Below are 25,355 nucleotides of genomic sequence, written 5' to 3' on the forward strand. Positions count from 1 at the left end.
ATCAAGGCCTGTCTTTAGTCAGCTATTTTGTCGAGTATGTCTAACTTCATTTCTTGACGAATCCCTTTATCAACCAATGCTGCAGGTGCAAATCTCCGTAAAAAGCTTAATCGGCAGGCTAATTTCCCCGCTGTGTATCGCATTTTAGGCTGCTTGGCATTCGCTGCTTTCAATACCACTTTAGCAACGACTTTAGGATCATCCCCGCCTTCTACTGCCGATTTTAAGATCTTCGCCAGTGCTTTCCTGGCAACATCATAGGCTTCAATCTTGGCGTCTAGTTCTGGGGCATTCGCTTCAAAATTGGTTTTAGTATAAGCAGGTTCAATCACTGATACGCGGATTCCCCTGGTGCGCAGTTCATGGTCTAGCGATTCTGAGTAGCCTTCAATCGCGTGTTTGCTCGCCGCATAAGTCGCCATGTAGGGTGCCGGGATTAAACCAAGAATGGAGCCTATATTGATGATGCGCCCTTGTCCTTGTTGCCGCATGTAAGGGACAACGGCGCGTATCACACGCACAACGCCAAAAAAATTGGTTTCAAAAATACTTTTTGCCTGCTCAACCGAACTCTCTTCAGCACCGCCCGCTGCGACGCCAAACCCGGCGTTATTCACCACCAGATCAATGCGGCCTTCAGTCTGTATCACTTCCTTCAAGGCCGCGTCTATAGAGGCCTCACTATTCACATCTAAAGCAATCATTTTGTAAGCGCGCAGGTGAGACGGCGCCCCTTTGCGACTGGTCCCGTATACTTTATAACCCGCGTCAGCCAGCATCTCTGCCGTCGCTGCGCCGATTCCCGATGAAGCCCCCGTCACAATCGCCACTTTACTGTGCATGCTATCTCTCCTTGGTTGATACTAAAAAATGGTCAAAGCTAGCTTTAAATCAAACTAACAACTACTTTTCCCTTGGCTCGGCCAGTCTCCAAATAAGCGAGAGCCTCTATGGTTTTGTCGAACGAAAAGACCTGGTCCACCACGGGCTGAATATGCCCAGCGTCAAGCAATTTACCGATTTCAGACAGTTGCTGGCCATCTGGATGCACGAACATAAAGCTGTATTCAATGTCGCGCTTTTTGGCGAGCCTGATGATTTTGTGGCTGATTAAGCCAAAGATCAGTTTCATTAACATCCCCATGCCTCTTTTGCGGGCAAAAGCCGCGTCTGGCGGGCCAATTAACGAGATCACCTGGCTGTCGGGTTTGAGAATTTGCAGTGACTTTTCAATGCTATCGCCTTTTACTGTCCCTAACACCACATCGTAACCATGTAGTAATTTTTCGAAGGCCTGCGTTTTGTAATCAATAACTTCATCTGCACCCAGATGTCGCACGAGTGCCACATTGCTTGTGCTCGTCGTCGTTGCCACTTTGGCACCCAGGTATTTGGCTAGCTGGATCGCGAATGTGCCGATCCCACCGGAACCAGCCGGTATGAATGCCTGCTGTCCGGGCTGAATATGCGCGCGTTCTTTAAGTGCTTGCCAGGCAGTGAGTCCCACCATGGGGATCGAAGCAGCCTGGATGAAATTTAGCGTTTCTGGTTTGATGGCCGCAGCGCTTTCAGGAACAGCAGCATATTCAGCGAGGGATCCCGTGCCTAAATCAAATATGCTGGCATATACCGCATCCCCCGTTTTAAAGCGGGTCACACGGCTCCCGACCTCCACCACAACCCCAGCCAGGTCGCTGCCCATCACCGCAGGGGGCTTGAATTTAAGTATCGGCTTGAATGCCCCCTTGGGAATCATATAGTCAATTGGATTTAAGCCTGCCGCATGCACCTGAACCAATATTTCATCAGGGTGTATGGCGGGCTTTGCAATGTCAGTAAATGCCAGTTGATCGGATTTGCCGTAGCGTTTCAGGATAAGTGCTCTCATCGTGTTGTCCTTTTATGATGGTTCGTTTTTATTTTATATGATGACCATCATATTTTTGGCCAAAAAAAACCTGCTGTCACTATTTCAACTATGTTGCGGTGCATAGTGTTGAAGTGCCGCTTGTCGAAAGGCCTCAGCTAGTTCAGCATCATCCACCGCACGCGCCAGCATAAGCGTACCAACCATCGTGGATACCATCAGAAGTGCTTCAGCATAGGCATCAGATTGACTGGCATGAGGTAATTGACCTTCGATTAAATTAATCATTTCCTTGATTCGTTGAGTAGAAGCAGCCCTGACTTCAGGTGCTTGCCTATGCATTTCAGAACCCAGTGCGGCGAAAGAACATCCCATGTCTATATTTGCAATGTGTTCATTGGATAAATACGCATTCATCAATGCCCACAAGCGTTGCTCTCGTGGCGTTTTGGCGAAAACTTGTTCGACAATGGCGATCGTTTCTGCACCAGCCAGGCTTGCAGCTTCAGCCAGCATTTCATCCCTAGAGGCAAAATGCGCATAAAACCCGCCATGTGTCAGACCAGCCTCTTTCATAATATCGGCGACACCGGTGCCGCTGTAGCCACTTCTACGTATTGCCTTGGCAGCCGTTTCTAAAATGCGCGCATGGCTCATTTCTTTGCGCGTGGCCTTATTTTTTTTCACAGACTGATTGCTCATGTTTTGCATTATATATGATGGTCGTCATATATTAAAGGCGAATGATGGTTCAAATGCTATTGAGGGGGGAGAAGGGGGCCGTGGCCAGGATAAGGTTATCCGGAGGTGCAATAAGAAAGGCCTCTAAAATAGTGATTAGAGGCCTTAAAGCATGACAGGTTTGCTGCTACTGAGCAGTATTAAGCCGCAAAATTCTTCGCTGCAAATTCCCAGTTCACCAGATGGTTCAGGAACGTTTCGACAAACTTAGGACGCGCATTGCGGTGGTCGATGTAGTAAGCGTGTTCCCATACATCAATCGTCAACACTGCGGTGTCGCCAGTGGTGAGTGGGGTGCCAGCGGCGCCCATGTTGACGATATCCACAGCGCCGTCAGCTTTTTTCACCAGCCAGGTCCAGCCGGAACCAAAGTTACCCACGGCTGAAGCTTGAAAAGCTTTTTTAAACTCTTCATAAGAACCCCATTTGGCATTGATAGCTGCTGCCAATGCTCCGGTTGGTTCGCCGCCACCGTTTGGAGACAGGCAGTTCCAGAAAAAAGTGTGGTTCCAAACCTGGGCTGAGTTGTTGTAGATGCCAGCAGAAGACTTTTTAATGATGTCTTCTAACGCAGCATTTTCAAACTCGGTGCCTTTGATCAGGTTGTTGAGGTTGGTCACATATGCCTGATGGTGCTTGCTGTAGTGATAGTCAAATGTTTCTTCTGACATGTGTGGTGCCAATGCATTTTTTGCAAATGGCAACGCTGGTAAGGTGTGTTCCATGGAGGTTCCTTTTTTTAGGTTTGTTAAATATAAGCCTGCTTTTGTAAGCTAAGACGAGATGACATTAGAGTCACGAGACTGGCAAAGGTTTACCAATTTAGCAGGGCCATTTTGCCATATTTTGGCATCTTGCAAAACCTTGTGCGCGTTAACTTGTTTGATAGATTCTTTATTTTTTGCGTGCACGCGGGTGTGCGGCGTCGTAAATTTTGCTCAAATGTTGAAAGTCGAGGTGGGTGTACACTTGTGTGGTGCTGATGTTGGCATGCCCCAGCATTTCTTGCACGGCACGTAAATCGCCGCTACTTTGTAACACATGGCTGGCAAAGCTGTGGCGCAGCATGTGCGGGTGCACATGGTTATGCAGACCTTGTTTGGTGACCCAGTGGTTGATGCGCGTTTGCACGGTGCGGCCATGGATGCGACGTGCTTGCTGGCTGACAAACACGGCCATTTCTGTCGGACGCTTGAGGAGCCAGAGTGTGCGAATGGCTAACCAGTCTTTGAGCGCGGCAACAGCTTTGCTGCCCAGAGGCACCATGCGGGTTTTGTTGCCTTTGCCTATGACGGTAATCAGGCCTTCTTGCAAGTCCAGGCGATCCAGATTGAGGCCAACCAATTCGCTCAGACGCAAGCCTGAGGAATAAAACAGTTCTAATATGGCACGGTCACGCACCGTTATCGGCTCGTCGCCTTCAATCTCTACCAGTTTGATCGTTTGCTCTATCGACAATGCGTGCGGTAATGTTTTTGGTGCTTTAGGTGCGCGCAAGCCGATCACCGGGTTGGCCGGGAAGCTTTTGTGTAACACTAGATAGCGATAAAACCCGCGCCAGCTCGACAATATGCGCGCGATGCTACGGCCATGCAGGCCCTGGCTATTTAAACTGGCGATTTGGCGACGAATGTCTTGTGGGGTGAGTGTTTGCAGGTCGGCTGCATGTTGCTGCAGCAAGCGCTCAATATCGCGCTGATAGTTGTTGCGCGTGTGCTCGCTCAAGCCGCGCTCAAAATGCAGAAAGTCGAGGTAGTCATCCAGCAGTTCATGCATGGTGAAATACCCGATGCTCCAAACATGCGCGAGCGGCAGGAAGTGCAAGGCGCACGGAACACAGGAGCCGGAATGTACATTTAAGTACATGAGGACTCCTAGTACCGCGCAACGCAGCAATTTGGCCGCGCAGCCATGTTTGATCTACGCTGACAGTTGCCGCAAGAATATCCCTCTTGGCGGAAACCTCAGCGGGGGCTTTCATATGATATATCTGGCCAGTGATGCGCTGACCAGTTCTCCAATCCGGTTGAGGAACAAGGTGCCCATGCCAGCATAAAAACGGCTGCGTTGCTCACTAGGGATCGCCATCAGGCCGAAGGTGATGTCTTGGTAGCGCATGGGAATCACGGCCAGTGAGGCCGGGGTGTCGGTAAACCAGCCGGCGATATCCATGGTGGGCAAGGTGCCACAATAGGGTTGGCTCAAGTCTTTGGCCCAGTTTTTCAGCGAGTCTTCTGCTTCTATAAACAAGTCATCCGCTGCGTGGCTGTCGTTGACCCATAATTTTAGTTGCGCGTTGGGTAGCTGAAAATGCGCGGCAAGAAACGCCACCAGATGGGTATGCAATGCCGCAACATCTTTGGCGAATAATAAGCCCAGGGTGAGCTCGTGCACTTTATTTGCCGTGGCTTCATTTTCTTCTGCCGTTAAAATCAGCTCGGTAAAGCGTGACTCAAGCACACGAATTTTATCGCGCTGGGCAATTTGCTGGCGTTCGGGCAGTGAAATAGTGCCTTTGCCATGCGGGCTGGGCAAAAATAGCTCAGCCAGCAAGTGGGCATGACTTTCAAAAAAGTCGGGATGCGCCTTGAGGTAATGCTTGATATCGTTTTCGTTAATACTGTCTTCCATGCTGCTGCTCTGGTCTCTCTAAATCTCTATTTCGCCGTCAAATACAATGTCTGCTGGCCCGGTCATCATGACTGGTGCGTCAGCACCCGCCCATTGAATGGTTAAAATGCCGCCACGGGTATGCACTTTCACCGGGCTTTGCAAGGTGCCGAGCTGAATGCCGCTCACTGCCGCCGCGCAGGCCCCTGTGCCGCAGGCCAGGGTTTCACCGCTGCCACGCTCATACACGCGCAGATTAATTTCATGCTCGTTAAGCACCTGCATAAAGCCTGCATTCACGCGCTGCGGAAACCGCGCGTGAGATTCAATTTGTGGCCCCAGGCTGGCGACTTCAGCCGTATGCACGTTGTCGACCAGCATCACGGCATGCGGGTTGCCCATTGAGACCGCGCTAATGGTCACCGTCTCGTCTTTGAGCGGTAGCTCGTAAACGGTAGACTGTGTTTCAGCCTCAAAAGGAATCTGTGCCGGTGTAAAGCGCGGTGCGCCCATATTGACCGTGACTTGGCCGTCCTCTTGTAGCATCAGCGAGATCACGCCGCTGGCGGTCTCAACCTTGATGTCACGTTTGTGTGTGAGGCCTTTTTCAACCACAAAGCGCACAAAACAACGTGCCCCGTTGCCGCATTGTTCCACTTCACCACCATCGGCGTTAAATATGCGGTAACGAAAATCAACCCCAGCGGTATTGGTTGATTCAACCATCAGTAACTGGTCGCACCCAACGCCAAAATAACGGTTGGCAATATGCTGGATTTGGCTGTGAGAGAGGTGTACAGGCTGTTGCGTGGCATCAATCACAACAAAATCATTGCCTGCGCCCTGCATTTTGGTAAATCGTAATTTCATAGCTCAAGATAATACTCTATCGTGCCGTTGAAGGCATCCTTGGCACGAAGATTTATTCCTTAGCAGAAATAAACTCGGGTAAAATCTTTGTTCTCCAATTTGGGTGCTGGCTTCAGCCTTTAGTCAGTGCCATTTATTAACTCGATTACTTTTCAAGGCGTCAAACATGAGTGAATATCTTTTTACTTCGGAATCGGTTTCCGAAGGCCATCCCGACAAATTAGCTGATCAGGTGTCTGATAGCATTCTGGATGCAATTCTTGAACAAGACCCAACTGCACGCGTGGCCGCAGAAACCCTGGCCAACACCGGCCTGATTGTATTGGCGGGTGAAATTACCACCACGGCCAATGTCGATTACATTAAAGTCGCACGTGACGCCATCAAGCGCATTGGTTACGACAACACTGATTACGGCATCGACTACAAAGGTTGCGCTGTACTGGTGGCTTACGACAAGCAGTCACCTGATATTGCACAAGGTGTGGATAACGCCAATGATGATCCGCTGGATCAAGGTGCCGGAGACCAGGGCCTGATGTTTGGCTATGCTGTGAATGAAACCCCGCAATTAATGCCATTGCCGATCTGGCTCAGCCATCGCGTGATGGAGCGCCAGTCACAATTGCGTAAAGATGGCCGTTTGCCATGGTTACGCCCGGATGCCAAGTCACAAGTGACTATCCGTTATGTGGATGGCAAACCGCACAGCATTGATACCGTGCTGGTTTCTACGCAACATGCGCCAGAAATGACGCTGGACGCGATTCGTGAAGCGGTGATTGAAGAAATCATCAAGCCGACACTGCCAGCCGAGTTGATTAAAGGCGAGATCAAATACCTGGTCAACCCGACCGGCCGTTTTGTGATCGGTGGCCCGCAAGGTGATTGTGGCCTCACTGGCCGCAAGATTATTGTGGATACTTACGGTGGTGCAGCACCGCATGGTGGTGGCGCATTCTCTGGCAAAGACCCTTCCAAGGTTGACCGCTCAGCGGCCTATGCTGGTCGCTACGTGGCAAAAAACATTGTAGCTGCCGGGTTGGCTGACAAGTGCCTGGTGCAGGTCAGCTATGCGATTGGCGTGGCACAGCCAACGTCTATCATGGTAGAAACGTATGGCACGGGCAAGATTTCAGACGAGCGTCTGACACAGTTGGTGCGTGAGCATTTTGATTTGCGCCCTAAAGGCATTGTTAAGATGCTGGATCTGTTACGCCCGATTTATACCAAAACGGCAGCGTATGGTCACTTTGGTCGTGATGAGCCAGAGTTTAGCTGGGAAGCGACTGATAAAGCTGCCGCGTTGCGTGCTGCCGCAGGTCTGTAAATCTGGCTGATCATCATGCATGTTAATACATGCATATAAAAGTAATTTTAAAGAGGGCTTTTAGCCCTCTTTTTTTTCAATTTTTTTCCGTTATCCAGTAATAAGATGTAAGTATTGTGCAGGGGTTTTCAGGGTCGTATGTTAAAAACAATAGCAACCAAAGAGGTGCGGATGGGGATGTATATTCATGAGCTAAAAGGCCCGTGGATGGATCATCCCTTTTGGCGTAGCAAATTTGTGCTGAATGACCCCATTGATTTGCAAAAGTTAAAAGCAAGCAGTCTGCAGCAGGTGGTGATAGACACTGACCAGGGCGTGGATGTGTTGCTTGAGCCTGAACGGGGGGCGCATCAGCTTACTGACAAAGAAATGGCCATGCTGGAGCTCGATGGGCCTGTTGCGGCAGACGAAACCAATGCCGAGCGCTTAAGGCCAGCCACTTTGGATGTTGAACGTCAGCAGGCGGCAAAAATTATTGCCTCTTCGCGCAAAGCGATCGCCTCCATGTTTAAAGATTTGCGCATGGGCAAGGCGGTTGAGGCCGAAGCCGTAATGCCGATTGTGGAAGAAATCTCAGCCTCGGTGACCCGTAATGTGCACGCGCTGATTAGTCTGGTGCGTTTGAAAACGGTAGACGATTACACCTATATGCACTCGGTAGCGGTCTGTGCATTGATGACTGCGCTAGGCAGAGAACTCAAATTGTCCGAAACCGAAGTCAAGCAGGCCGGCCTCGCCGGGCTGATGCACGATATGGGTAAGGCCGGCATTCCGTTGCAGATACTGAATAAACCAGGCTCACTCACTGATAACGAGTTTGATGTGATTCGACAACACCCCAAGCTTGGTCACGATATGCTGGTGAAGGCCCATATTTCTGACAGTGTGACGCTGGACGTGTGTTTGCATCACCACGAAAAGATCGATGGCTCCGGTTATCCCGAACATTTAAGTGGTGATCAAATGACCATTTTTGCCAAGATGGGGGCGATTTGTGATGTGTATGACGCGGTGACCTCTACCCGCGCCTATAAGCCAGCCTGGGAGCCTGGCATGGCACTCAAACGCATGGCGAGCTGGACCGGGCATTTTGACCCGGTGGTGTTTAAAGCATTTGTCAAAAGCTTAGGCATTTATCCGATTGGCACAGTTGTCATACTGAAGTCTGGCCGCCTGGCAGTGGTTGTGAAGCAAACGCCAGACAGTTTGCTCAAGCCGGTGGTCAAAGCGTTTTTCTCGACTAAATCCAAAATCCATATCCCGGTGATAGAGCTCGACTTGTCAAAAGGCATGGATGAGATTATTGGTAATGACTCAGCGGCCACCTGGGGTGTGGGCAATATTGATCACTTGTGGTCTAGCCATTAACGCAGGAGATTGGCCTGCTGCGATTGACATAAAAAAAGGAGCTAATGCGCTCCTTTTTTTATGAGGGTTATTTACTCTTCTGCTGACTTTTTGTTTTTTTTGCTGGCGGCCGCTTTAGTCGTGCTGGTTTTTTTGACGGCTGGTTTTTTAGCCGTTGTTTTGGTTGCAGTGGTTTTCTTTGCAGCTGCTTTGGGGGCGGCCGCTTTTTTTGCTGCTGGCTTTTTAGCGCTGGGTTTACCGCCTTCTTTAGCCGCTTTTTCTGCCAGTAACTCTAATGCTTGCTCCACCGTTAGCTCCTCTGGCGCGACACTTTTGGGCAGTGTTGCACGCAAGCCGTTGTGTTGCACATAAGGGCCAAACCGGCCAGAAAACACCTCAATGCGCCCCTCGCCTGACGGGTGCTCGCCCAAATCTGCCAGCGGAGTCGGGCCGTTGGCCGCCGCCAGTAGCTTCACCGCGCCTTCGAGGTCTATGCTAAACACGCTCTCGGTTTTAGGGATCGATTTGAACTTGCTGTCGTGGTTGACGTAAGGCCCAAAGCGACCGATATTGGCGACAATCTTTTTACCGGTTTCCGGGTGCTGGCCTAAGTCTCGCGGCAAACTCAGCAACATGTTTGCGGTGTCTATATTGACCTGGCTCAGCGGAATTTCTTTCGGAATGCTGACCCGTTTAGGCTTTTTCTTGTCACCTTCTACAGGCAGGCCAAGCTGCAAATAAGGGCCGTAAGGGCCGTTCATCAGGTAGATTTCTTTTTGCGTGTCGGCATCCTGCCCGATCACTACCGGTTCGCTAGCCATATTGGCTTCGCCATCCAGGTTGCGTTTGTAATCGCATTTTGGGGTGGCGTTGTAACCGGTACAACCAATAAAGCTGCCGTAGCGGCTCAATTGCTTTTGCAATTGCAGGCCACATTTTGGGCACATTTCATCAATCAGCTCGTTGCCAGGGCGCTCTACATCGGCCTTGACCTGAATTTGCTGATTAAAGCCCTGCCAGAACTTGTCCATGACAGGCAGCCAGTCCAGGTTGCCTTCAGCAATCTCGTCCAGCTCGTTTTCAAGCTTGGCGGTAAAGTCGTAGTCAACATACTGGGTAAAGTGTTCGGTGAGAAACTTATTCACTACGCGGCCGACATCGGTCGGCGTAAAGCGTTTTTTATCCAGCACTACATATTCACGGTCTTGCAGGGTCGAAATAATGCTGGCATAAGTTGAAGGGCGGCCAATGCCGTACTCTTCAAGGGCTTTGACCAGGCTGGCTTCGGAGTAACGTGGTGGCGGCTCGGTAAAGTGTTGCTCGCCAAAAATCCTCTCAACGGTCAGCACTTCGCCGGTTTCTAGATGCGGCAATTTGGCTTCTGCATCTTCGTCATCTTTATCGTCGTCTTTGCCTTCCATATAGACGGCAATAAAGCCCGGGAACACCAGGGTTTGACCACTGGCGCGGAACAGCGTCGCTTCGCTGCCGACAGCTAAATCGACGCTGACAGCGTCATATTTGGCTTGTGTCATCTGGCAAGCCAGTGTGCGTTTCCAGATCATTTCATACAGCTTGAACTGTTCGTCGTTCAGGTGCTGGCGTACGCTGGCAGGCGTGCGGGTAATTTCCGTCGGACGGATCGCCTCGTGCGCCTCTTGCGCATTTTTGGCTTTGGTTTTGTACATGATAGGCGCTTTGGGCAGGTAGCCTGCGTCAAAATTCTTTTTCACATAGTCGCGGATTTGCATCACCGCTTCGGCCGCCAGGCTAAAGGAGTCGGTACGCATGTAGGTAATCAAACCGACCGTGCCGCTGCCAACATCCATACCCTCGTATAGTTGCTGTGCCACGCGCATGGCGCGGCTGGTGGTAAAGCCAAGTTTGCGCACGGCTTCTTGTTGCAGGGTAGAGGTGGTAAAGGGCGCGGCCGGACTGCGGCTGCGTTGTTTTTTCTCAACCCGGGTGACTGTGGTTTTGCCCGCCGAAGCCAGCAGCAATTTGCCGACAATATCGGCTTGCTGGTCATGGTTGGTGACCGTGAACTGCTCAACTTTCTGGCCATTGAGTTGCACCAGTCTGGCATCAAAGCCATGGGCATGCTTGAGCGCACCCATGTGAATGCTCCAGTATTCACGGCTGATAAACGCTTCGATTTCCAGTTCGCGCTCTACAATCAGGCGCAGTGCCGGGCTTTGTACACGGCCTGCTGACAAACCACGGCGGATTTTTTTCCACAACAATGGTGACAGGTTAAAGCCGACTAAATAATCCAGCGCGCGGCGGGCCTGTTGTGCATTGACCAGGTCCATAGAAATATCACGTGGATGATCTATAGCGTGTTTGACCGCAGTTTGCGTAATCTCGTTAAATTCAACCCGTTTGACCAGCTTGTTTTTGATCAGCTTTTTTTCGGCCAGAATTTCGGCAATATGCCACGAGATGGCTTCACCTTCGCGGTCCGGGTCGGTTGCCAGATAAATGCTGTCAGCACTTTTCACTGCTTTGGCAATGGCATCGACATGCTTGCTGTTGCGGTCGATGATGTCGTACTTCATGGCGAACTGCTGTGTCGGGTCCACCGCACCGTTTTTGGGGATCAGGTCGCGCACATGCCCGTAAGAAGCCAGGACCTCAAAATCACCGCCCAAATATTTTTTGAGGGTTTTGGCCTTGGAGGGTGATTCAACGATCAGCAGTTTTGACATTGAGCGGTCTGTGTAAGAGTTGGCTAGATAATAGCAAGCGTTTTAACGACTAGACAATATATAGGTGCGGAAAGTCATTAATTAAAGTCTTTCCGGCACCAAAACGTTGTTTTATTCTTCAGTGGTGGCCGCAATCGGAAAAGATTTGCGCGCAAATTCAATGCGTTTCTCATCCTGGGTCGCAATATTCAGCGCCATGTCGTTACTGGAAAATTTTTCGTGATCAAACATCGGGTCTTCATCGTCTGCCTTGGCATGGCTTAAGTGTTTGAAGTCATACAGGTCAACATCAGCCAGGTGCGAAGGCTCGACATTGCCAATGGCGCGGAAAATATTGTTAATGCGCCCAGGCTGCTCGCGCTCCCAGTTATTGAGCATGTCTTTGATTTTTTGCCGCTGCAGGTTTTCCTGGCTGCCACATAAGTCACACGGAATAATCGGGAACTGCATGCTGCGCGCATAAGACGCAATGTCTTTCTCGGCACAATATGCCAAGGGGCGGATCACCATAAATTCACCACGGTTGGTGGCCAGTTTTGGCGGCATGGCTTTCATCTTGGCACCGTAAAACATGTTTAAAAACAAGGTTTGCACGATGTCATCCCGGTGATGGCCTAGCGCAATCTTGGTCGCACCCAGTTGTTGGGCGGTGGTGTAAATAATACCGCGGCGCAAGCGTGAGCATAAGCTGCACGTTGTTTTGCCTTCGGGGATTTTTTCTTTCACAATCGAGTAAGTGTCCGCCTCGACAATACGGTACTCCACACCCAGTTTTTCCAGGTAGGCCGGCAAAATGTCAGCCGGGAAGCCAGGTTGCTTCTGGTCCAGGTTCATCGCGATCAATTTAAAATTGATCGGTGCGCGCTCTTGCAAGGCCAGTAAAATCATCAACATGGCGTGGCTGTCTTTGCCGCCGCTCATGCACACGAGCACGGTGTCGCCTTCTTCAATCATGTTGTAATCGCCAATGGCCTTACCCGTGGCACTAATCAACTGATTACGCAGTTTCAAGAAGTTTTGGCTAACGTCGTCTGGATAATGTTTGATCTTCATGGCGCGCATTATAGCGGAAAGCGAGTTAAAGTCACGCTAAGTCTTTGATTATTAGAATTGATTTTATTCGGACAGTACAGCATCGGCATCACAGACTGTATTCGCTGCGATCCAGCGTTTGAATAGGCGGCTGGCGCTTGCGTTCATGCTTTTTGGTAGCCAGCCTAAAAAGCGGGTCGGATCACTCACCATGCCACACAGGTAGCGTTGCGTGGCATCACTCCATATCAGTGCGCGGCAAGGCGCTTGATGTGGCCATAACAAAGCGAGGCTGACCGGGCAGGGCTCGGCAGCACAACAGACGCCGCAGCCGTTACACGCTTCACCTAGCGCAGGTTTTGCAGGGGCATGGGCGTGTATGGTGATGATTTGTGACTGAGTGTGCATCGCCGTTACCGTGACTATAGGCTCAAGTTGCGCCCGCCATCCACTGCCAGTACGTGGCCAGTGATGAATGGCGCATCATAAATCAAAAATTTGACGGCTTTGGCGATGTCAGCAGGCTCGCCGGTGCGTTTGAGTAAGGTTTGATTGACCACTTGCTGGCGATAATTGTCGTCAAACTCCTGATTCCCATCTGGCCATAACACCGGCCCGGGCGCGACGGCATTGACCCTGACATCAGGGGCGAGTTCTTGCGCTAGCGATTTAGTCAGGCTCACCAAGCCTGCTTTGGCCGCGCTATAAACGATGTAGTGTTTTTTCGGGCGCTCGATATGCATGTCAGTAATATTCACAATGCAACCCTGGCTGGCACGCAGCGCGTCGGCCGCTGCCTGGCTTAAAAATAGCGGCGCTTTCAGGTTGCTACCCATCAGTTCTTCCCATTGCGTTGTATTAATCTGGCCAAGCTGGGTCGGGTAGTAGCTTGAGGCATTGTTGACTAGCGCATCCAACCGGCCAAACTGTTGCAGCGCGGTGTCTATCAGTTGCGGTATGGCCGCCGTATCGAGCAGGTTGGCTTGCGCTACCACCACACTGCCAGGCCTTGCCTGGTTGAGCTCGGCTTGCAGTGCCAGCGCTTCGCTGCTGCTGGTGTGGTAGTGCAGTAACAGGCTGGCACCCTGGCGATGCAACTCGCGGGCGATGGCAGCGCCGACGCGTTTAGCGCCACCGGTAATGAGCACAACTTTGGAAGCAGCATCGAAATTCACAGGGGTCTCTTTATTCTGGACTGGTCACATTATAATGGCTGAATGACTGCTCAACCGAATTCTTCACGATTGCCGGCCTTGGATGCCGCGGCACAACAACACTGCAGCACATTGCTCGCACATATTCAACAGCAAGTGCAACAACAGGGCGGCTGGCTATCATTTGCCGATTATATGCAAATGGCGCTTTATACGCCCCACCTTGGCTATTACAGCGGCGACGCCAATAAGTTCGGCACCGGCGGCGATTTTGTCACTGCGCCGGAAATTTCGCCGCTATTTGCGCAAGCGTTGGCGAACCAGCTTAGCCAGGTGCTGCAGGCGACTGCGGGCGATGTGCTGGAGCTGGGGGCGGGTACCGGTAAGTTGGCCGCAGGCCTATTGCAGCAGTTGGCAAAATTAGAGCAGTTGCCGCCGCATTACTTTATTCTTGAGGTGAGCGCTAGCTTGCGCCAACGGCAGCAAGAGTTCTTGCGGGCGCAATTGCCAGAGGCTATTTTTTCACGCCTGCAATGGCTGGATACCTTGCCAGACAGGTTTACTGGCGTGGTGGTTGGTAACGAAGTGCTGGATGCGATTCCGGTACATGTGGTTGAGTGGCAAGCGGGGCAATGGCTGGAGCGAGGCTTGTCGATTGGTCAGCCTTTGGCGTGGCAAACGCAGCCATTGCAAGATTTATCACTGGTCGCCCATATTGATACCAGTCAGTTGCCAGACGGCTATATGACCGAAGTCTGTCCGGCCGCACAGGGGCTGATTGCCAGCTTGGTCAATAGTCTTCAACAGGGTGTGATCATCATGCTGGATTATGGTTTTTCGGCAAGCGAGTACTATCATCCGCAACGCCGTCAGGGCACGCTGATGTGCCATTTTCAGCATTACGCGCATGATGATCCGCTTATTTATCCAGGGTTGCAGGACATCACTGCACACGTCAACTTTACCGCCATGGCCGAGACGGCGCTGACGCATGGCCTTCATTGTGCGGGCTACACCAGCCAAGCCCAGTTTTTAATCAACTGCGGTATTTTGCAGTTGCTGCAAACAGTGTCACCGGCAGACAGCGCGCGTTACTTGCCGATGGTTGCCGCAGTGCAAAAACTGCTATCGCCGGCGGAGATGGGCGAGTTGTTTAAGGTGTTGGCACTGAGTAAAGGGGTGAGTGAGCTTTTGTTGGGATTTGTGAGTGGGGATAAGCGGCATCAGTTGTGATGGGTTGTGGATGCGAGAAGAAGGTCATTCTTTTTACTTCTCAGCCCCATTCAACCTTAGATTCGTCATTCTGGCGTTGGCCGGAATCCAGGCGGGGTGAGATTGCAATAAAAGGTTGTTTTTCGCTTTCTCAGGGCGTAGGGGGGCATTGATGCCCATGCGGTTGTGGTTGTTTGTTAGGTTGCGTTTCGCCTTTTCGGCGAGTTACTTTTCTTTGCTTGCCCGAAGCGACAACCATCATCGTAGTATGGGTGCTTGGTTATTTGATGATCCATCACTTTCGCCTTTTCGGCGACCATTCTTTCTTATGCTTGTCCATAAGAAAGAAGGCAAAGAACAAGACACCCCAGCTTCCGCTTGTTTCCTGCGCTACTCGGCTTGTCGGGCGGCCATCGAAACTCAACCTGGCAGCTCACATAAAGTGTGAGCTGCTGCGGGATTCGGACAGCCGATGGCCGACAACTCCCGCCAATCCTGCGTTGCTCGGCGCGGCAGATGGGGACCCCGAACACCATGCGACTGCAACCAAAAGTGAATTGAAGAAAAAGAATCTGGTTTTTTAACCGTCAAAAACTTCTACGCTGCTGCTTAAATGAGATAAATCCCATCCCATCACGCTGAGTAGCGGAGACAAAGTAAGGAGGAAGGGAGCGACTGTTTGAGCTCCGCGGCAGCTTGCGTAGTGTGCAAGCTGCTAGGGCGAGTTTCGTGACCGCTTATTTTGTTGAGCAACGCAAGGGAGCCGAAGGCCGTGATGGCTGGGTGTCGTCCTCTTTGGTTACTTTCTGGGGGACAAGCACCAGAAAGTGACTCGCCGAGAGGCGAAATAATCTTTTGGGACTCTTTTGCTATTTTCGAAGGAAAACAAGCTCTTAAAGTATAATGCGCCCCATGACCGAAATCGACCCAACCCCAGAATCTTCCGAAGCGCCTTATCAGCGCCGTATCCGTAGTTTTGTCTTGCGCCAGGGGCGTTTGACCAAGGGCCAGGAGCGCGCGCTGCAAACAGCATGGCCAACATTTGGTATTGAATATACCGATCAATCGCTGGATTTAAATCAGGCGTTTGGCCGTGCCGAGAGTAAAAAAATTCTCGAAATCGGGTTTGGTATGGGCGATGCCACCGCCAAGATCGCACAAACCTTGCCGGATTGTGATTTTTTGGCAGTCGAGGTGCATACACCTGGTGTTGGCAGTTTGCTTAAGTTGATGCAAGAGGGCGAGATTCAGAATCTGCGCATTGTTCAGCATGATGCCGTGGAGGTGCTGCAGCATATGTTGGCGGATGCTTCACTCGATGGTGTGCATATTTTCTTCCCGGATCCGTGGCATAAGAAGCGGCACCATAAACGTCGCTTGCTTCAGGCTGAATTCGTCCAGTTGCTTTGCACTAAATTGAAAGCGGGCGCTTACATTCATGTCGCGACTGACTGGCAGGAGTATGCCGAGTGGGTGCTGGAAGTGCTGCAAGGCGAGCCGCAACTGCAAAACACGGCTAGCGATTATGCCGAAAAACCGTCTTATCGTCCGTTGACCAAGTTTGAAAATCGCGGCCTCAAGTTAGGGCACGGGGTGTGGGATCTGGTGTTTAAGCGGGTTTAATGGGTGCAGCGCAAAATAAAAAAAGCAGACTGATGTCTGCTTTTTTTATTCGCTGGCAACTGGATCATTCTGCGTTGCGGGGTCGTTGCCGAAAAACCATTCACCGAGTACTTTCTCTGCCTCATCCACGCCTAGTTTTTTCAGGCTGGAGAATAATTGAACGCTGATGCTCTCGCCCCAGCCGGCCTGCAACTCTTTGCGTATTTTGCCGATCAGGATACTGGATTCGCTGCGTGACAGTTTGTCGCTCTTGGTCAGTAACACATGCACCGGCTTGCCGGAAGGGCAAAACCAGTCCAGCATTTGTCGGTCCAGCGGGGTCAGCGGGTGGCGGCTATCCATCACCAGCACTAGTCCGGCCAGGCTTTGGCGCTCACTCAGGTAGCGTGACAGCACGTTTTGCCAATGTGTGCGCATGGCTTCAGGCACTTTGGCGTAGCCATAGCCAGGCAAGTCGACCAAATGTTTGTCGTCACCCAGCGTGAAAAAGTTAATCAGTTGGGTGCGGCCAGGTTGTTTGCTGACAAAGGCTAAGCGGTTGTGGTTGGCTAAGGTGTTGAGCGCGCTTGATTTGCCCGCATTGGAGCGACCGGCAAAGGCGACTTCGATGCCACTGGCTGGCGGCAGGTCACGTAGATGATGTGCCGACAGGTGAAAGCGGGCGTTTTGAAAAACTGGCATGATGAGTTGAGTTGCCTCAAGGTTTTATGGACTATTCAGCTGTGCATGCTATCACGAACAAGGTTTGTTTGATAAAATGGCGCAGAATAAAAATGTTGGGGCATTGAATTATGTTAAAGAGTTTTAAAGCTGGATTGTTTGTGCTGCTGGCCATGGCTGTGCAGCCTGTATTTGCTGAGGAAGCTGCCTCGGCCGAAGCCGCGCCAGTGGTGAATGGGCCGGAAAAAATCGTTCAAAACGTCTGTGCTGCCTGTCACGGGGCCGACGGTAATAGCGTGATCAACACCAATCCTAAACTGGCAGGTCAGCATCCTGAATATTTGCTCAAGCAATTGAGCAACTTTAAAGATGGCACGCGCGCCAACCCGGTGATGGCCGGTATGGCTGGGGCGTTGAGCCAGGAAGACATGGAAGGCGTGGCGAAATATTTCTCTAGCCAGAGCATTAAATTGGCCAAAGCCAGCAGCAATGGCAAAGGCTCTTTAGGTGAGAAAATTTACCGCGGTGGTATTGCGGCAACGCAAGTGCCTGCCTGTGCGGCCTGTCATGGCGCAACTGGCGCTGGGTTGCCTAAGCAGTTTCCACGTTTGGCTGGTCAGCACACAGATTACACCGTGCAGCAGTTAAGAACTTTCCGCACCGGTGAGCGTGCTAACGCGCCAATGATGATGACTATCGCGGCGAAAATGAGCGATGCTGAAATGCAAGCAGTGGCAGATTATATTCAAGGTTTGCGCTAACGCTTGCTGATTGAAAAAAGGTGGCTGCGGCCACCTTTTTTACTGTAGGCCAGTGCAACCTTTTACGATAGATGTCGTCCACAAATGCGCATCTTGCGTTGTTGCTATGTATAACGATAAACGCATACCCAACTTTAACTCGTCCATTTTAAAGAGACCGTTTTGAAAGCTCCCATTTCCTTATCACAGCGTGTTTATGAGCTTATGAGCTCAATGCGCTTTGCTGTGAGCCTGCTGACGTTACTGGGTATTGCTTCGATGATTGGCACCGTGCTCAAGCAAAATGAGCCTTACACCAACTACATCATCAAGTTTGGCCAGTTCTGGTTTGAGTTGTTTGAGTGGCTGGGCTTGCTGGATGTGTATCATGCGGCCTGGTTTTTGCTCATTTTGCTGTTTTTGGTGGTGTCGACGACGCTGTGCGTCATTCGTAATGCGCCGTTGATGGTAAAAGAGTGGCGAGTATATAAAGAGCATGCTACTGAAAAATCGCTGCGTTTATTTGGTCATCAAGCCAGTTTAACAACGCAACAGCCTGCGGCAGCTTTGCAAGCGCAGTTAAGTGCTTTTTTAAGCATAGAACGCTACAGTTTTAAAACGCGCCAGCAAGACAATGGTGATGTGTTAATCGCAGCAAAGCTGGGGACGCATCAACGTTTGGGCTATATCTTTACCCATGCGGCGATTATTGTGATTTGCTTTGGCGGGTTGCTGGACGGTAACTTGCCGCTTAAAGTGCAAGAGTTGCTGGGATGGAAAACAATCGAAACGCGTGATATTTCTGCGCGTAAAGTACCTGCGGAAAGTCGTTTAGGGGTTGATAATTTGTCCTTTCGCGCCAACATGACCTTGCCTGAAGGTGAGCATGACAATGTGGCGTTTGTGCGCGTGCGCGATGGCTATTTAGTGCAAGACCTGCCATTTACGGTGGCGCTGAAAGATTTTCGCATTGAGCATTATGCGACCGGCATGCCAAAGTCGTTTGAGAGTGATATTGTCATCACCGACCCTGACTTAAGCCAGCCGATTGAAACCACGATTCGCGTTAATCATCCTTATACCTATAAAGGCATTGCCATCTATCAGTCTGATTTTCAGGATGGTGGTTCGCAACTCAAGTTTAAGTTGTGGGATTTGGCTGCTAGTAAGCCAGATGGCTTTGATATTGAGGGCGTGGTGTTGCAAAAAGGCTCACTGGGGGATGGCGCGCAAAAAATGACGGTGGAGTTTAACGAGTTCCGTCAGTTTAATATTTTGAACTTGTCTGCCGATGGCAAAGGCAAGCCGCATAATGTGGGCCCCAATACCACCTTGAAGCTGCGTAATGCCAGTGGCCAGGCGCGCGAATACATGAGCTATATGCAGCCATTGCAGTTGGATGGCCGTGCTTACTTTGTCTCGGGCATGCGTGAGACGGTGCAGGACGAGTTTAAGTATTTGCGCATTCCGGCCGATGATGCGCTGGAAATTAACGGTTTTATGCACTTGCGCCAGACATTGCGTAATGAGCAGGCGATGCGTGAGATTGCCAGCGAGGTTGCCAAGCAAATGCCGGGCGATAATGCTGCTTTAAGAGCGCAGTTTGAGCAAAGCCTGCAACATCTGCTGGTGACGTTTAAGAAGGGTGGCTACAGTGAGTTGTCACGCATTATTGAGAGTGCTGTGCCAAAAGACCAGCGTGAGCAAGCGGCGCAAACCTATTTAAAATTGTTAAACCGGGCTGCATTGCAAGGTTACCAAATCAGCCGCGCTCAGCGCCAATTGCCACCAGCCCCTGACAATCAGGAGACGGTGATGTTTATTCAAGATAGTTTGAACGCCATGAATGATTTGTTTTTTTATGGCACGCCGTATTATTTTCAGTTGAATAATTACACCTTAAAACAGGCCAGCGGCTTTCAGCTGACACGCTCGCCTGGTCAAAACTGGGTGTATTTTGGCTCTGTGATGCTGGTGCTGGGTATTTTTTCCATGTTCTATATTAAGGAACGTCGCTTGTGGTTATTGATCAAACCTGCACAGCAAGAAGTGTTGCTGGCGATGTCATCTAACCGTAAAAACATGGATCTGGACCAGGATTTTGCGCGCATGCAACAACAACTGACAGCATTATTGCAAACGGCACCTGTTGCCTGACGAAATGAAGAGGGGAATGCGATGAGTACATCATTATTATCAAAGCCAACATCGTTTTGGCAATCATTAAGCAAGTTTGACTGGGTGTATGCCGTGCTGCTGCTGGCGGGCGGGATCTTTTCGTATCAGCGCTATGCAGGCTTTATGGATGTATATGAAGTCAGCTTTTTGTTTGCTGCCGTTGCCTTGTTCAGTTATCTGGGCTGGCGCTGGTCGGCCATTGCGCGACTAGTGCTGGGCGTGGCGGTGCTCAGTTTGATCGGCGTGACTGCTTACCAGGGGGATTTGGCCAATGCTAGCCAACGCTTTTTGTTGAAGTTTTTGCTTGCCAGCCAGTCCGCCGTCATGTGGATGAATGTGCTGTTTGTGCTGGCCATGCTGACCTATTGGCTGGCGCTGTTCCAAAAGTCAGCTTTCACCGCCAAAGTAGCCTCGGCGCTCACCTGGGCGGCAACCTTGTTTGGCTTTGTCGGCCTGATGGTGCGCTGGTATGAGTCTTACCTGATTGCGCCAGATGTTGGGCATATTCCTATCAGCAACTTGTATGAAGTGTTTATCCTGTTTTGCCTGATTACTTCTTTGCTCTATCTGCATTACGAAAAGCTGTTTAACACACGCCAATTGGGCGGCTTTGTCCTAATCGTTATTAATGCCGCAGTCGGCTTTATTCTCTGGTACACCTTTGATCGTCACGCCAATGAGATTCAACCCCTGGTGCCTGCCTTGCAAAGCTACTGGATGAAGATACACGTGCCCGCCAACTTTATAGGCTATGGTGCATTTTCACTGGCGGCGATGGTGGCCGGCGCCTACTTGCTGGTGAAGCATGGTGTGTTGGTCAGCCGCCTGCCAGCGCTGCATGTGCTGGATGATTTCATGTACAAAGCCATTGCGATTGGTTTTGCGTTCTTTACCATCGCGACTATTTTAGGCGCCATGTGGGCGGCAGAAGCCTGGGGCGGTTACTGGTCATGGGACCCTAAAGAAACCTGGGCTTTGATCGTCTGGTTAAATTACGCGGCCTGGTTGCATTTGCGCTTAATGAAAGGGCTGCGCGGCACGGTGTTGGCCTGGTGGGCGCTGGTTGGTTTGCTGGTCACGACCTTCGCCTTTCTTGGTGTAAATATGTTTTTGAGTGGGCTGCATTCTTACGGCACACTGTAAGGTTTAAATTGTTGTGATTAACGGGCAGGTGCTGATGCATCTGCCCGTTTTGTTTTGCTTATTCTGAATTTATTTACCTGCGGACAATATTAACAATTATTAATTAATGTTAATATTGTCCGTGTTGGCATCCGCTGGCTGCTGGTGTTAACACCGTCATACTTCTTTCAATGATGCAGGTATCAGGAGGATTCAAAATGAAAAAGCAACTAGGATTTAGCTTGATTGAATTGGCCATTGTGTTGGTGATTGCAGGGTTGTTACTCGCAGGTGTCATGCGAGGGCAGGAGTTGATTGCCAATGCCAAGGTCAAAAGTCTGGCCAGTGATTTCAGAAATATTCCCACTTATTTTTATGGCTACCAGGACAGGTTTCGCGCGTTACCAGGTGATGATCATGCAGCCGATACGCATGTTGCCGGCACCAATGCCAGCAGCAACGGGCAGGTGCAGAATGGCTTGATTCAGGGCGGCTGGAATTCGACTACCGATACCGACGAGTCATTTTTACTCTGGCAGCATTTGCGATTGGCGGGGTTGGCTGCTGGTGCGACAGCGCTCGCTAGCCCTCAGTATACGCCGCGCAACAGCGAGGGAGGCCAGTTAGGTGTGACCAGTGTCGCCGCTTTAGGGGCGGTCACCGTGGGGACTTTTAACAGCGCGCATGCCATGTGTTCAGATGCTATTTTGGGACGCTACGCATTGCAACTGGATGCGATGATGGATGATGGCGCAGGCAATAGCGGCGTGATGCGCATCTTGGTCAATGGCACGCCAGGCACGGGTGAGGCCGCGCCAGTGGCCGGGACAGCTTACTTAGTCTGTATGAGTTTTTAGTGTAGAATACAACATAAATTTGACACAAAAGGCCTGGTTTTTCAGGCTTTTTGTTTTATGTCTGATACATTCACCGATTGAGACACATTCTGTTTTAGAATGGTAGCCGTTTTACACCACCCACTTCCTATGGCAAACGCAATTGTAGAAATTAAAGACCTGTCTTTCGGGTATAAAGGCCGCTTGTTGCATAAAGGCATCAATATGACCTTTCCTAAAGGCAAGGTGGTTGCCATTATGGGCGGTAGCGGCAGTGGTAAAACCACCTTGCTGCGTTTGATTGGCGGGCAGCTCAAGCCCACTAAAGGTCAGGTAGAGGTGGGCGGCGAAGTCGTGCATCAGCAGGACCGTGAAGGTATATACCGCTTGCGTCGCAAAATGGGCATGCTGTTTCAGCATGGGGCCTTGTTCACCGATTTATCTGTGTTTGAAAACGTCGCTTTTCCCATGCGCGAGCATACTAGCTTGCCTGAGAGCATGATCCGCGACTTGGTCTTGCTTAAGCTCAATGCCGTGGGTTTGCGCGGTGCACATGCCCTGATGCCAACCGAGCTGTCTGGCGGTATGGCAAGACGTGTCGCCCTGGCGCGCGCAATTGCGTTAGACCCCAGCATTATTATGTATGACGAACCATTTGCCGGGTTAGACCCGATTTCAATGGCAGTGATTTGCGATTTGATCCGTAGTCTCAATGATGCCTTGGGGGCTACCTCTATTATTGTGACGCACGATGTAGAAGAAACCTTCCAGTTTGCTGACTACGTCTATTTTGTCGCGGATGGTGTTGTTGCCGCTGAGGGGACGCCAGACGATTTGCGTAACTCTGAACTACCGTTTGTGCACCAGTTTGTGCATGGTGAAAAAGATGGCCCGGTGCCCTTTCATTATGCGGCGCCTGAGTATCACGCCAGTTTGCTGAGAGGGGCGCGCTAATGGTATTGCATAAATTGAAGCGCATGTTCAGCCGGTTGGGTGCTGGTTGCATCAATAAAATATGGCGGCTAGGTGCTGGTGGCCGTTTGTTCTGGCTGACCCTGGTTTCTTCTGCTGAAAGCTTCCGTCGTTTTCGCCTGACGGTACGTGAGGTCTATTTCACTGGCGTGTTGTCACTGATTATTATTTTGGTATCTGCCTTTTTCGTCGGCATGGTGCTGGCTTTGCAGGGTTATCACACCTTACAAAAATACGGCTCCTCTGAAGCCATTGGCGTATTGGTCGCCCTGGCTTTGGTGCGTGAGCTCGGCCCGGTCGTCACGGCATTGCTGTTTGCTGGGCGTGCCGGTACGGCGATTACGGCAGAAATTGGCTTGATGAAAGCGACCGAGCAATTGTCCGCCATGGAAATGATGGCAGTGAGCCCGATTGCACGTGTGATTGCACCGCGCTTTTGGGCTGGGGTGATTGCCATGCCTGTGCTGGCGACGTTGTTCTCCATGGTGGGTATTTTGGGTGGCTATCTGGTCGCTGTGCCTTTAATTGGCGTAGATGCAGGTGCGTTTTGGTCGCAAATGCAGGCCAATGTCGATTGGGAGTACGATATTTTGAATGGCGTATTCAAAAGTGTGGTGTTTGGTGTGGCATGTACCATGATTGCCTTGTTTGAAGGCTATGACGCACCGCCAACAGCTGAAGGTGTGAGCCGGGCTACCACCCGCACAGTGGTGACTTCATCACTGGCTGTGTTGGGGCTGGATTTTATATTAACGTCGTTCATGATCTCAGTTTAGGTCAGGCACGCACGGTTATTCGCGGGGAAGAAACAATGGAAAGAACAACAATTGATTTGTGGGTAGGCATTTTTGTCGCACTCGGTTTTGCTGCCTTGCTTGGCTTGGCCATGAAGGTGGGTAATCTCACCACCAGTAGCATTGGTCAAACCTACTTGGTGACCGCTAACTTTGAGAATATTGGTGGTCTCAAACCACGCGCGCCGGTCAAAAGTGCCGGGGTCGTGGTTGGTCGCGTGAGTGAAATTGTATTCGACCCGAAAACTTATGAGGCCGTCGTGAGTCTCAACATCGACACACGCTACAACTTTCCTAAAGATACGTTTGCTAATATCTACACAGCGGGTTTGTTAGGTGAGCAATACATTGGTCTGGAAGCCGGTGGCGATGAGGTTAGTCTTAAAAATGGCGACAAGATTTCGCAAACACAAGATGCGGTAGTGCTGGAAAAACTGATTAGCCAGTTTCTTTACAGCAAGGCGACCGAAAGTGATGACAAGCCGGGTAAAACGGTATCTGCATCAACCGAATCTGGTGCTGATGCGTTAGATGCCAGTCCATTGGACAAAATTGGTAAGTAACTCACTCAATTGATAAAGGGAACACAATGAAAAAGTGGTGGATGGCAGTTGCCATGTGGCTGTTAAGCGGTGTGGCAATGGCTGGAATGACCCCGGATCAGCTGGTGAAGAAAACAGCTGATGATGTGATTGAAGTCATCAAAAATGACAAAGACATCCAGGCTGGCAATCAGCAAAAGATTTTTGCCTTGGCAGAAGAAAAGATTTTGCCTAACTTTGACTTTGAAAAAGTCTCTCGCTTAGTGCTGGGTAAAAACTGGACCAATGCGACACCAGAGCAAAAAACAGCTTTTCAGGCTGAGTTCAAAACCTTGTTGATGCGTACATATGCTACTGCATTGTCCAAGTACAAAAATCAAACGATCGAGTACAAACCTTTTCGTATGGAAGCCGGTGCTGACAGTGCAACGGTAAAAACCGCGATTCAGCAACCGGGTGGTGATCCGATTAGCGTCGATTACAGCCTGGGTAAAAAAGCGGATGACTGGAAAGTATTTGATATCGTGATTGAAGGTGTAAGCCTGGTCACTAATTACCGTAGCCAGTTTGCGCAAGAGATTCGCCAGAATGGCCTGGACAGTTTGACCAAAAAATTGGCCGACAAAAACAAGGCGGCCACCGGTAAGTAATCGCCGGGCAAGCATTTAAGGACATTCGGAGAATCTCGTGGCTCAAATTACGCAACAACAGAATACATTGAGTTTCAGTGGTAATTTGCTGATTAACAATATCAGTGAAACTGTGAGCCAGTTGCAAGCTTTGCGTCTTGATTCACCGCTGACACTGGATTTTTCAAAGGTGAATGAAGTGGATACGGTGGCTGTCAGTTTGATTCTGGAGATTCAGCGGCAACTGCATCATCAGCATTCGCAAGCCAGTCCCGTGTCGGTGATTGGGGTGCCGGAAAACTTGCGGAGTCTGATGCAACTTTACGGTGTCGACGGATTTTTGTTGAATTAACAAACAATTCAGTCTAACAGCCCCAGCTCTGACGAG

Annotated in this window: 25 protein-coding genes; 13 read left to right on the forward strand and 12 right to left on the reverse strand. The window is 50.5% G+C overall.

What is annotated here, in order from left to right; all coding sequences use genetic code 11:
* Positions 1 to 14 precede the first annotated feature (14 nt).
* The 7 genes from METH5_RS0107525 to dapF all read right to left on the reverse strand — a co-directional run bounded on the left by METH5_RS0107525 (position 15) and on the right by dapF (position 6,088).
* Entirely contained in the window at positions 15 to 842 is an 828-nt protein-coding gene (locus METH5_RS0107525; RefSeq protein ID WP_029147932.1) for an oxidoreductase, read from the reverse strand.
* Between the two features lie 44 nt (positions 843 to 886).
* A complete protein-coding gene (locus METH5_RS0107530; RefSeq protein ID WP_029147933.1) occupies positions 887 to 1,888 on the reverse strand; it encodes an NADP-dependent oxidoreductase in 1,002 nt (333 codons plus the stop codon).
* Positions 1,889 to 1,972: 84 nt separating this feature from the next.
* Positions 1,973 to 2,569 carry a TetR/AcrR family transcriptional regulator gene (locus METH5_RS0107535; protein ID WP_029147934.1) on the reverse strand — a complete coding sequence of 199 codons (597 nt, stop codon included), beginning with the start codon at positions 2,567 to 2,569 and terminating at the stop codon, positions 1,973 to 1,975.
* 179 nt (positions 2,570 to 2,748) lie between these two features.
* A complete protein-coding gene (locus METH5_RS0107545) occupies positions 2,749 to 3,333 on the reverse strand; it encodes a superoxide dismutase (protein ID WP_029147935.1) in 585 nt (194 codons plus the stop codon).
* 169 nt (positions 3,334 to 3,502) lie between these two features.
* Positions 3,503 to 4,384: a tyrosine recombinase XerC gene (gene xerC, locus METH5_RS0107550; protein WP_029147936.1), complete on the reverse strand. Its 882-nt coding sequence runs from the start codon at positions 4,382 to 4,384 to the stop codon at positions 3,503 to 3,505.
* Positions 4,385 to 4,585: 201 nt separating this feature from the next.
* Complete coding sequence (locus METH5_RS0107555) at positions 4,586 to 5,239, reverse strand: DUF484 family protein (protein ID WP_029147937.1); 654 nt, start codon at positions 5,237 to 5,239, stop codon at positions 4,586 to 4,588.
* Between the two features lie 18 nt (positions 5,240 to 5,257).
* Positions 5,258 to 6,088 carry a diaminopimelate epimerase gene (gene dapF, locus METH5_RS0107560; protein ID WP_029147938.1) on the reverse strand — a complete coding sequence of 277 codons (831 nt, stop codon included), beginning with the start codon at positions 6,086 to 6,088 and terminating at the stop codon, positions 5,258 to 5,260.
* Between the two features lie 166 nt (positions 6,089 to 6,254).
* Between dapF and metK the strand changes: the two genes are divergently transcribed.
* On the forward strand, positions 6,255 to 7,418 hold the full coding sequence (metK, locus tag METH5_RS0107565; RefSeq protein ID WP_029147939.1) for a methionine adenosyltransferase: 1,164 nt from the start codon (positions 6,255 to 6,257) through the stop codon (positions 7,416 to 7,418).
* Between the two features lie 138 nt (positions 7,419 to 7,556).
* Positions 7,557 to 8,786: an HD-GYP domain-containing protein gene (locus METH5_RS0107570; RefSeq protein ID WP_029147940.1), complete on the forward strand. Its 1,230-nt coding sequence runs from the start codon at positions 7,557 to 7,559 to the stop codon at positions 8,784 to 8,786.
* A gap of 71 nt (positions 8,787 to 8,857) precedes the next feature.
* Here the strand turns inward: METH5_RS0107570 and topA are convergent, their stop codons facing one another.
* The 4 genes from topA to METH5_RS0107590 form a co-directional block, all read right to left on the reverse strand.
* Positions 8,858 to 11,473 (reverse strand): type I DNA topoisomerase, encoded by a 2,616-nt coding sequence (gene topA / locus METH5_RS0107575; protein WP_029147941.1) that lies wholly within the window; start codon positions 11,471 to 11,473, stop codon positions 8,858 to 8,860.
* A 111-nt stretch (positions 11,474 to 11,584) separates the two neighbouring features.
* Positions 11,585 to 12,526 (reverse strand): tRNA 2-thiocytidine(32) synthetase TtcA, encoded by a 942-nt coding sequence (ttcA, locus tag METH5_RS0107580; RefSeq protein WP_029147942.1) that lies wholly within the window; start codon positions 12,524 to 12,526, stop codon positions 11,585 to 11,587.
* Positions 12,527 to 12,589: 63 nt separating this feature from the next.
* On the reverse strand, positions 12,590 to 12,913 hold the full coding sequence (locus METH5_RS0107585) for a hypothetical protein (protein WP_029147943.1): 324 nt from the start codon (positions 12,911 to 12,913) through the stop codon (positions 12,590 to 12,592).
* Between the two features lie 14 nt (positions 12,914 to 12,927).
* On the reverse strand, positions 12,928 to 13,680 hold the full coding sequence (locus METH5_RS0107590; RefSeq protein WP_029147944.1) for a pteridine reductase: 753 nt from the start codon (positions 13,678 to 13,680) through the stop codon (positions 12,928 to 12,930).
* A 42-nt stretch (positions 13,681 to 13,722) separates the two neighbouring features.
* Between METH5_RS0107590 and METH5_RS0107595 the strand changes: the two genes are divergently transcribed.
* Both METH5_RS0107595 and trmB read left to right on the forward strand, forming a co-directional pair.
* Complete coding sequence (locus METH5_RS0107595) at positions 13,723 to 14,892, forward strand: class I SAM-dependent methyltransferase (RefSeq protein WP_029147945.1); 1,170 nt, start codon at positions 13,723 to 13,725, stop codon at positions 14,890 to 14,892.
* Between the two features lie 891 nt (positions 14,893 to 15,783).
* A complete protein-coding gene (gene trmB, locus METH5_RS0107605; RefSeq protein WP_029147946.1) occupies positions 15,784 to 16,494 on the forward strand; it encodes a tRNA (guanosine(46)-N7)-methyltransferase TrmB in 711 nt (236 codons plus the stop codon).
* A gap of 45 nt (positions 16,495 to 16,539) precedes the next feature.
* Here the strand turns inward: trmB and yihA are convergent, their stop codons facing one another.
* Positions 16,540 to 17,175 carry a ribosome biogenesis GTP-binding protein YihA/YsxC gene (gene yihA / locus METH5_RS0107610; protein ID WP_029147947.1) on the reverse strand — a complete coding sequence of 212 codons (636 nt, stop codon included), beginning with the start codon at positions 17,173 to 17,175 and terminating at the stop codon, positions 16,540 to 16,542.
* Positions 17,176 to 17,285: 110 nt separating this feature from the next.
* Here yihA and METH5_RS0107615 point away from each other — a divergent pair, with 110 nt between their 5' ends.
* From METH5_RS0107615 to METH5_RS0107655, 9 genes are all read left to right on the forward strand, one after another.
* Positions 17,286 to 17,915, forward strand: a complete 630-nt coding sequence (locus METH5_RS0107615) for a cytochrome c (protein ID WP_051412901.1) — start codon at positions 17,286 to 17,288, stop codon at positions 17,913 to 17,915.
* A 213-nt stretch (positions 17,916 to 18,128) separates the two neighbouring features.
* Complete coding sequence (locus METH5_RS0107620; protein WP_029147949.1) at positions 18,129 to 20,051, forward strand: cytochrome c biogenesis protein ResB; 1,923 nt, start codon at positions 18,129 to 18,131, stop codon at positions 20,049 to 20,051.
* Between the two features lie 21 nt (positions 20,052 to 20,072).
* Positions 20,073 to 21,215 carry a c-type cytochrome biogenesis protein CcsB gene (gene ccsB / locus METH5_RS0107625; protein ID WP_029147950.1) on the forward strand — a complete coding sequence of 381 codons (1,143 nt, stop codon included), beginning with the start codon at positions 20,073 to 20,075 and terminating at the stop codon, positions 21,213 to 21,215.
* Between the two features lie 197 nt (positions 21,216 to 21,412).
* On the forward strand, positions 21,413 to 22,051 hold the full coding sequence (locus METH5_RS0107630) for a type II secretion system protein (RefSeq protein WP_029147951.1): 639 nt from the start codon (positions 21,413 to 21,415) through the stop codon (positions 22,049 to 22,051).
* A 129-nt stretch (positions 22,052 to 22,180) separates the two neighbouring features.
* Positions 22,181 to 22,984 carry an ABC transporter ATP-binding protein gene (locus tag METH5_RS0107635; RefSeq protein WP_029147952.1) on the forward strand — a complete coding sequence of 268 codons (804 nt, stop codon included), beginning with the start codon at positions 22,181 to 22,183 and terminating at the stop codon, positions 22,982 to 22,984.
* Positions 22,984 to 23,778 carry a lipid asymmetry maintenance ABC transporter permease subunit MlaE gene (mlaE, locus tag METH5_RS0107640; protein ID WP_029147953.1) on the forward strand — a complete coding sequence of 265 codons (795 nt, stop codon included), beginning with the start codon at positions 22,984 to 22,986 and terminating at the stop codon, positions 23,776 to 23,778. Before METH5_RS0107635 ends, mlaE begins: the two co-directional genes overlap by 1 nt.
* Positions 23,779 to 23,813: 35 nt before the next feature.
* Positions 23,814 to 24,359 carry an outer membrane lipid asymmetry maintenance protein MlaD gene (gene mlaD, locus METH5_RS0107645; protein WP_029147954.1) on the forward strand — a complete coding sequence of 182 codons (546 nt, stop codon included), beginning with the start codon at positions 23,814 to 23,816 and terminating at the stop codon, positions 24,357 to 24,359.
* A gap of 26 nt (positions 24,360 to 24,385) precedes the next feature.
* Positions 24,386 to 24,988 carry a phospholipid-binding protein MlaC gene (locus METH5_RS0107650; protein WP_029147955.1) on the forward strand — a complete coding sequence of 201 codons (603 nt, stop codon included), beginning with the start codon at positions 24,386 to 24,388 and terminating at the stop codon, positions 24,986 to 24,988.
* Positions 24,989 to 25,025: 37 nt separating this feature from the next.
* The gene (locus METH5_RS0107655) at positions 25,026 to 25,319 is read left to right on the forward strand and encodes a lipid asymmetry maintenance protein MlaB (RefSeq protein WP_029147956.1); all 294 of its coding nucleotides are present in this window, start codon (positions 25,026 to 25,028) and stop codon (positions 25,317 to 25,319) included.
* The last annotated feature ends 36 nt before the right edge of the window (positions 25,320 to 25,355 follow it).

Origin of the sequence: Methylophilus sp. 5 (genome assembly GCF_000515275.1) — a bacterium.
Lineage (GTDB): Bacteria > Pseudomonadota > Gammaproteobacteria > Burkholderiales > Methylophilaceae > Methylophilus.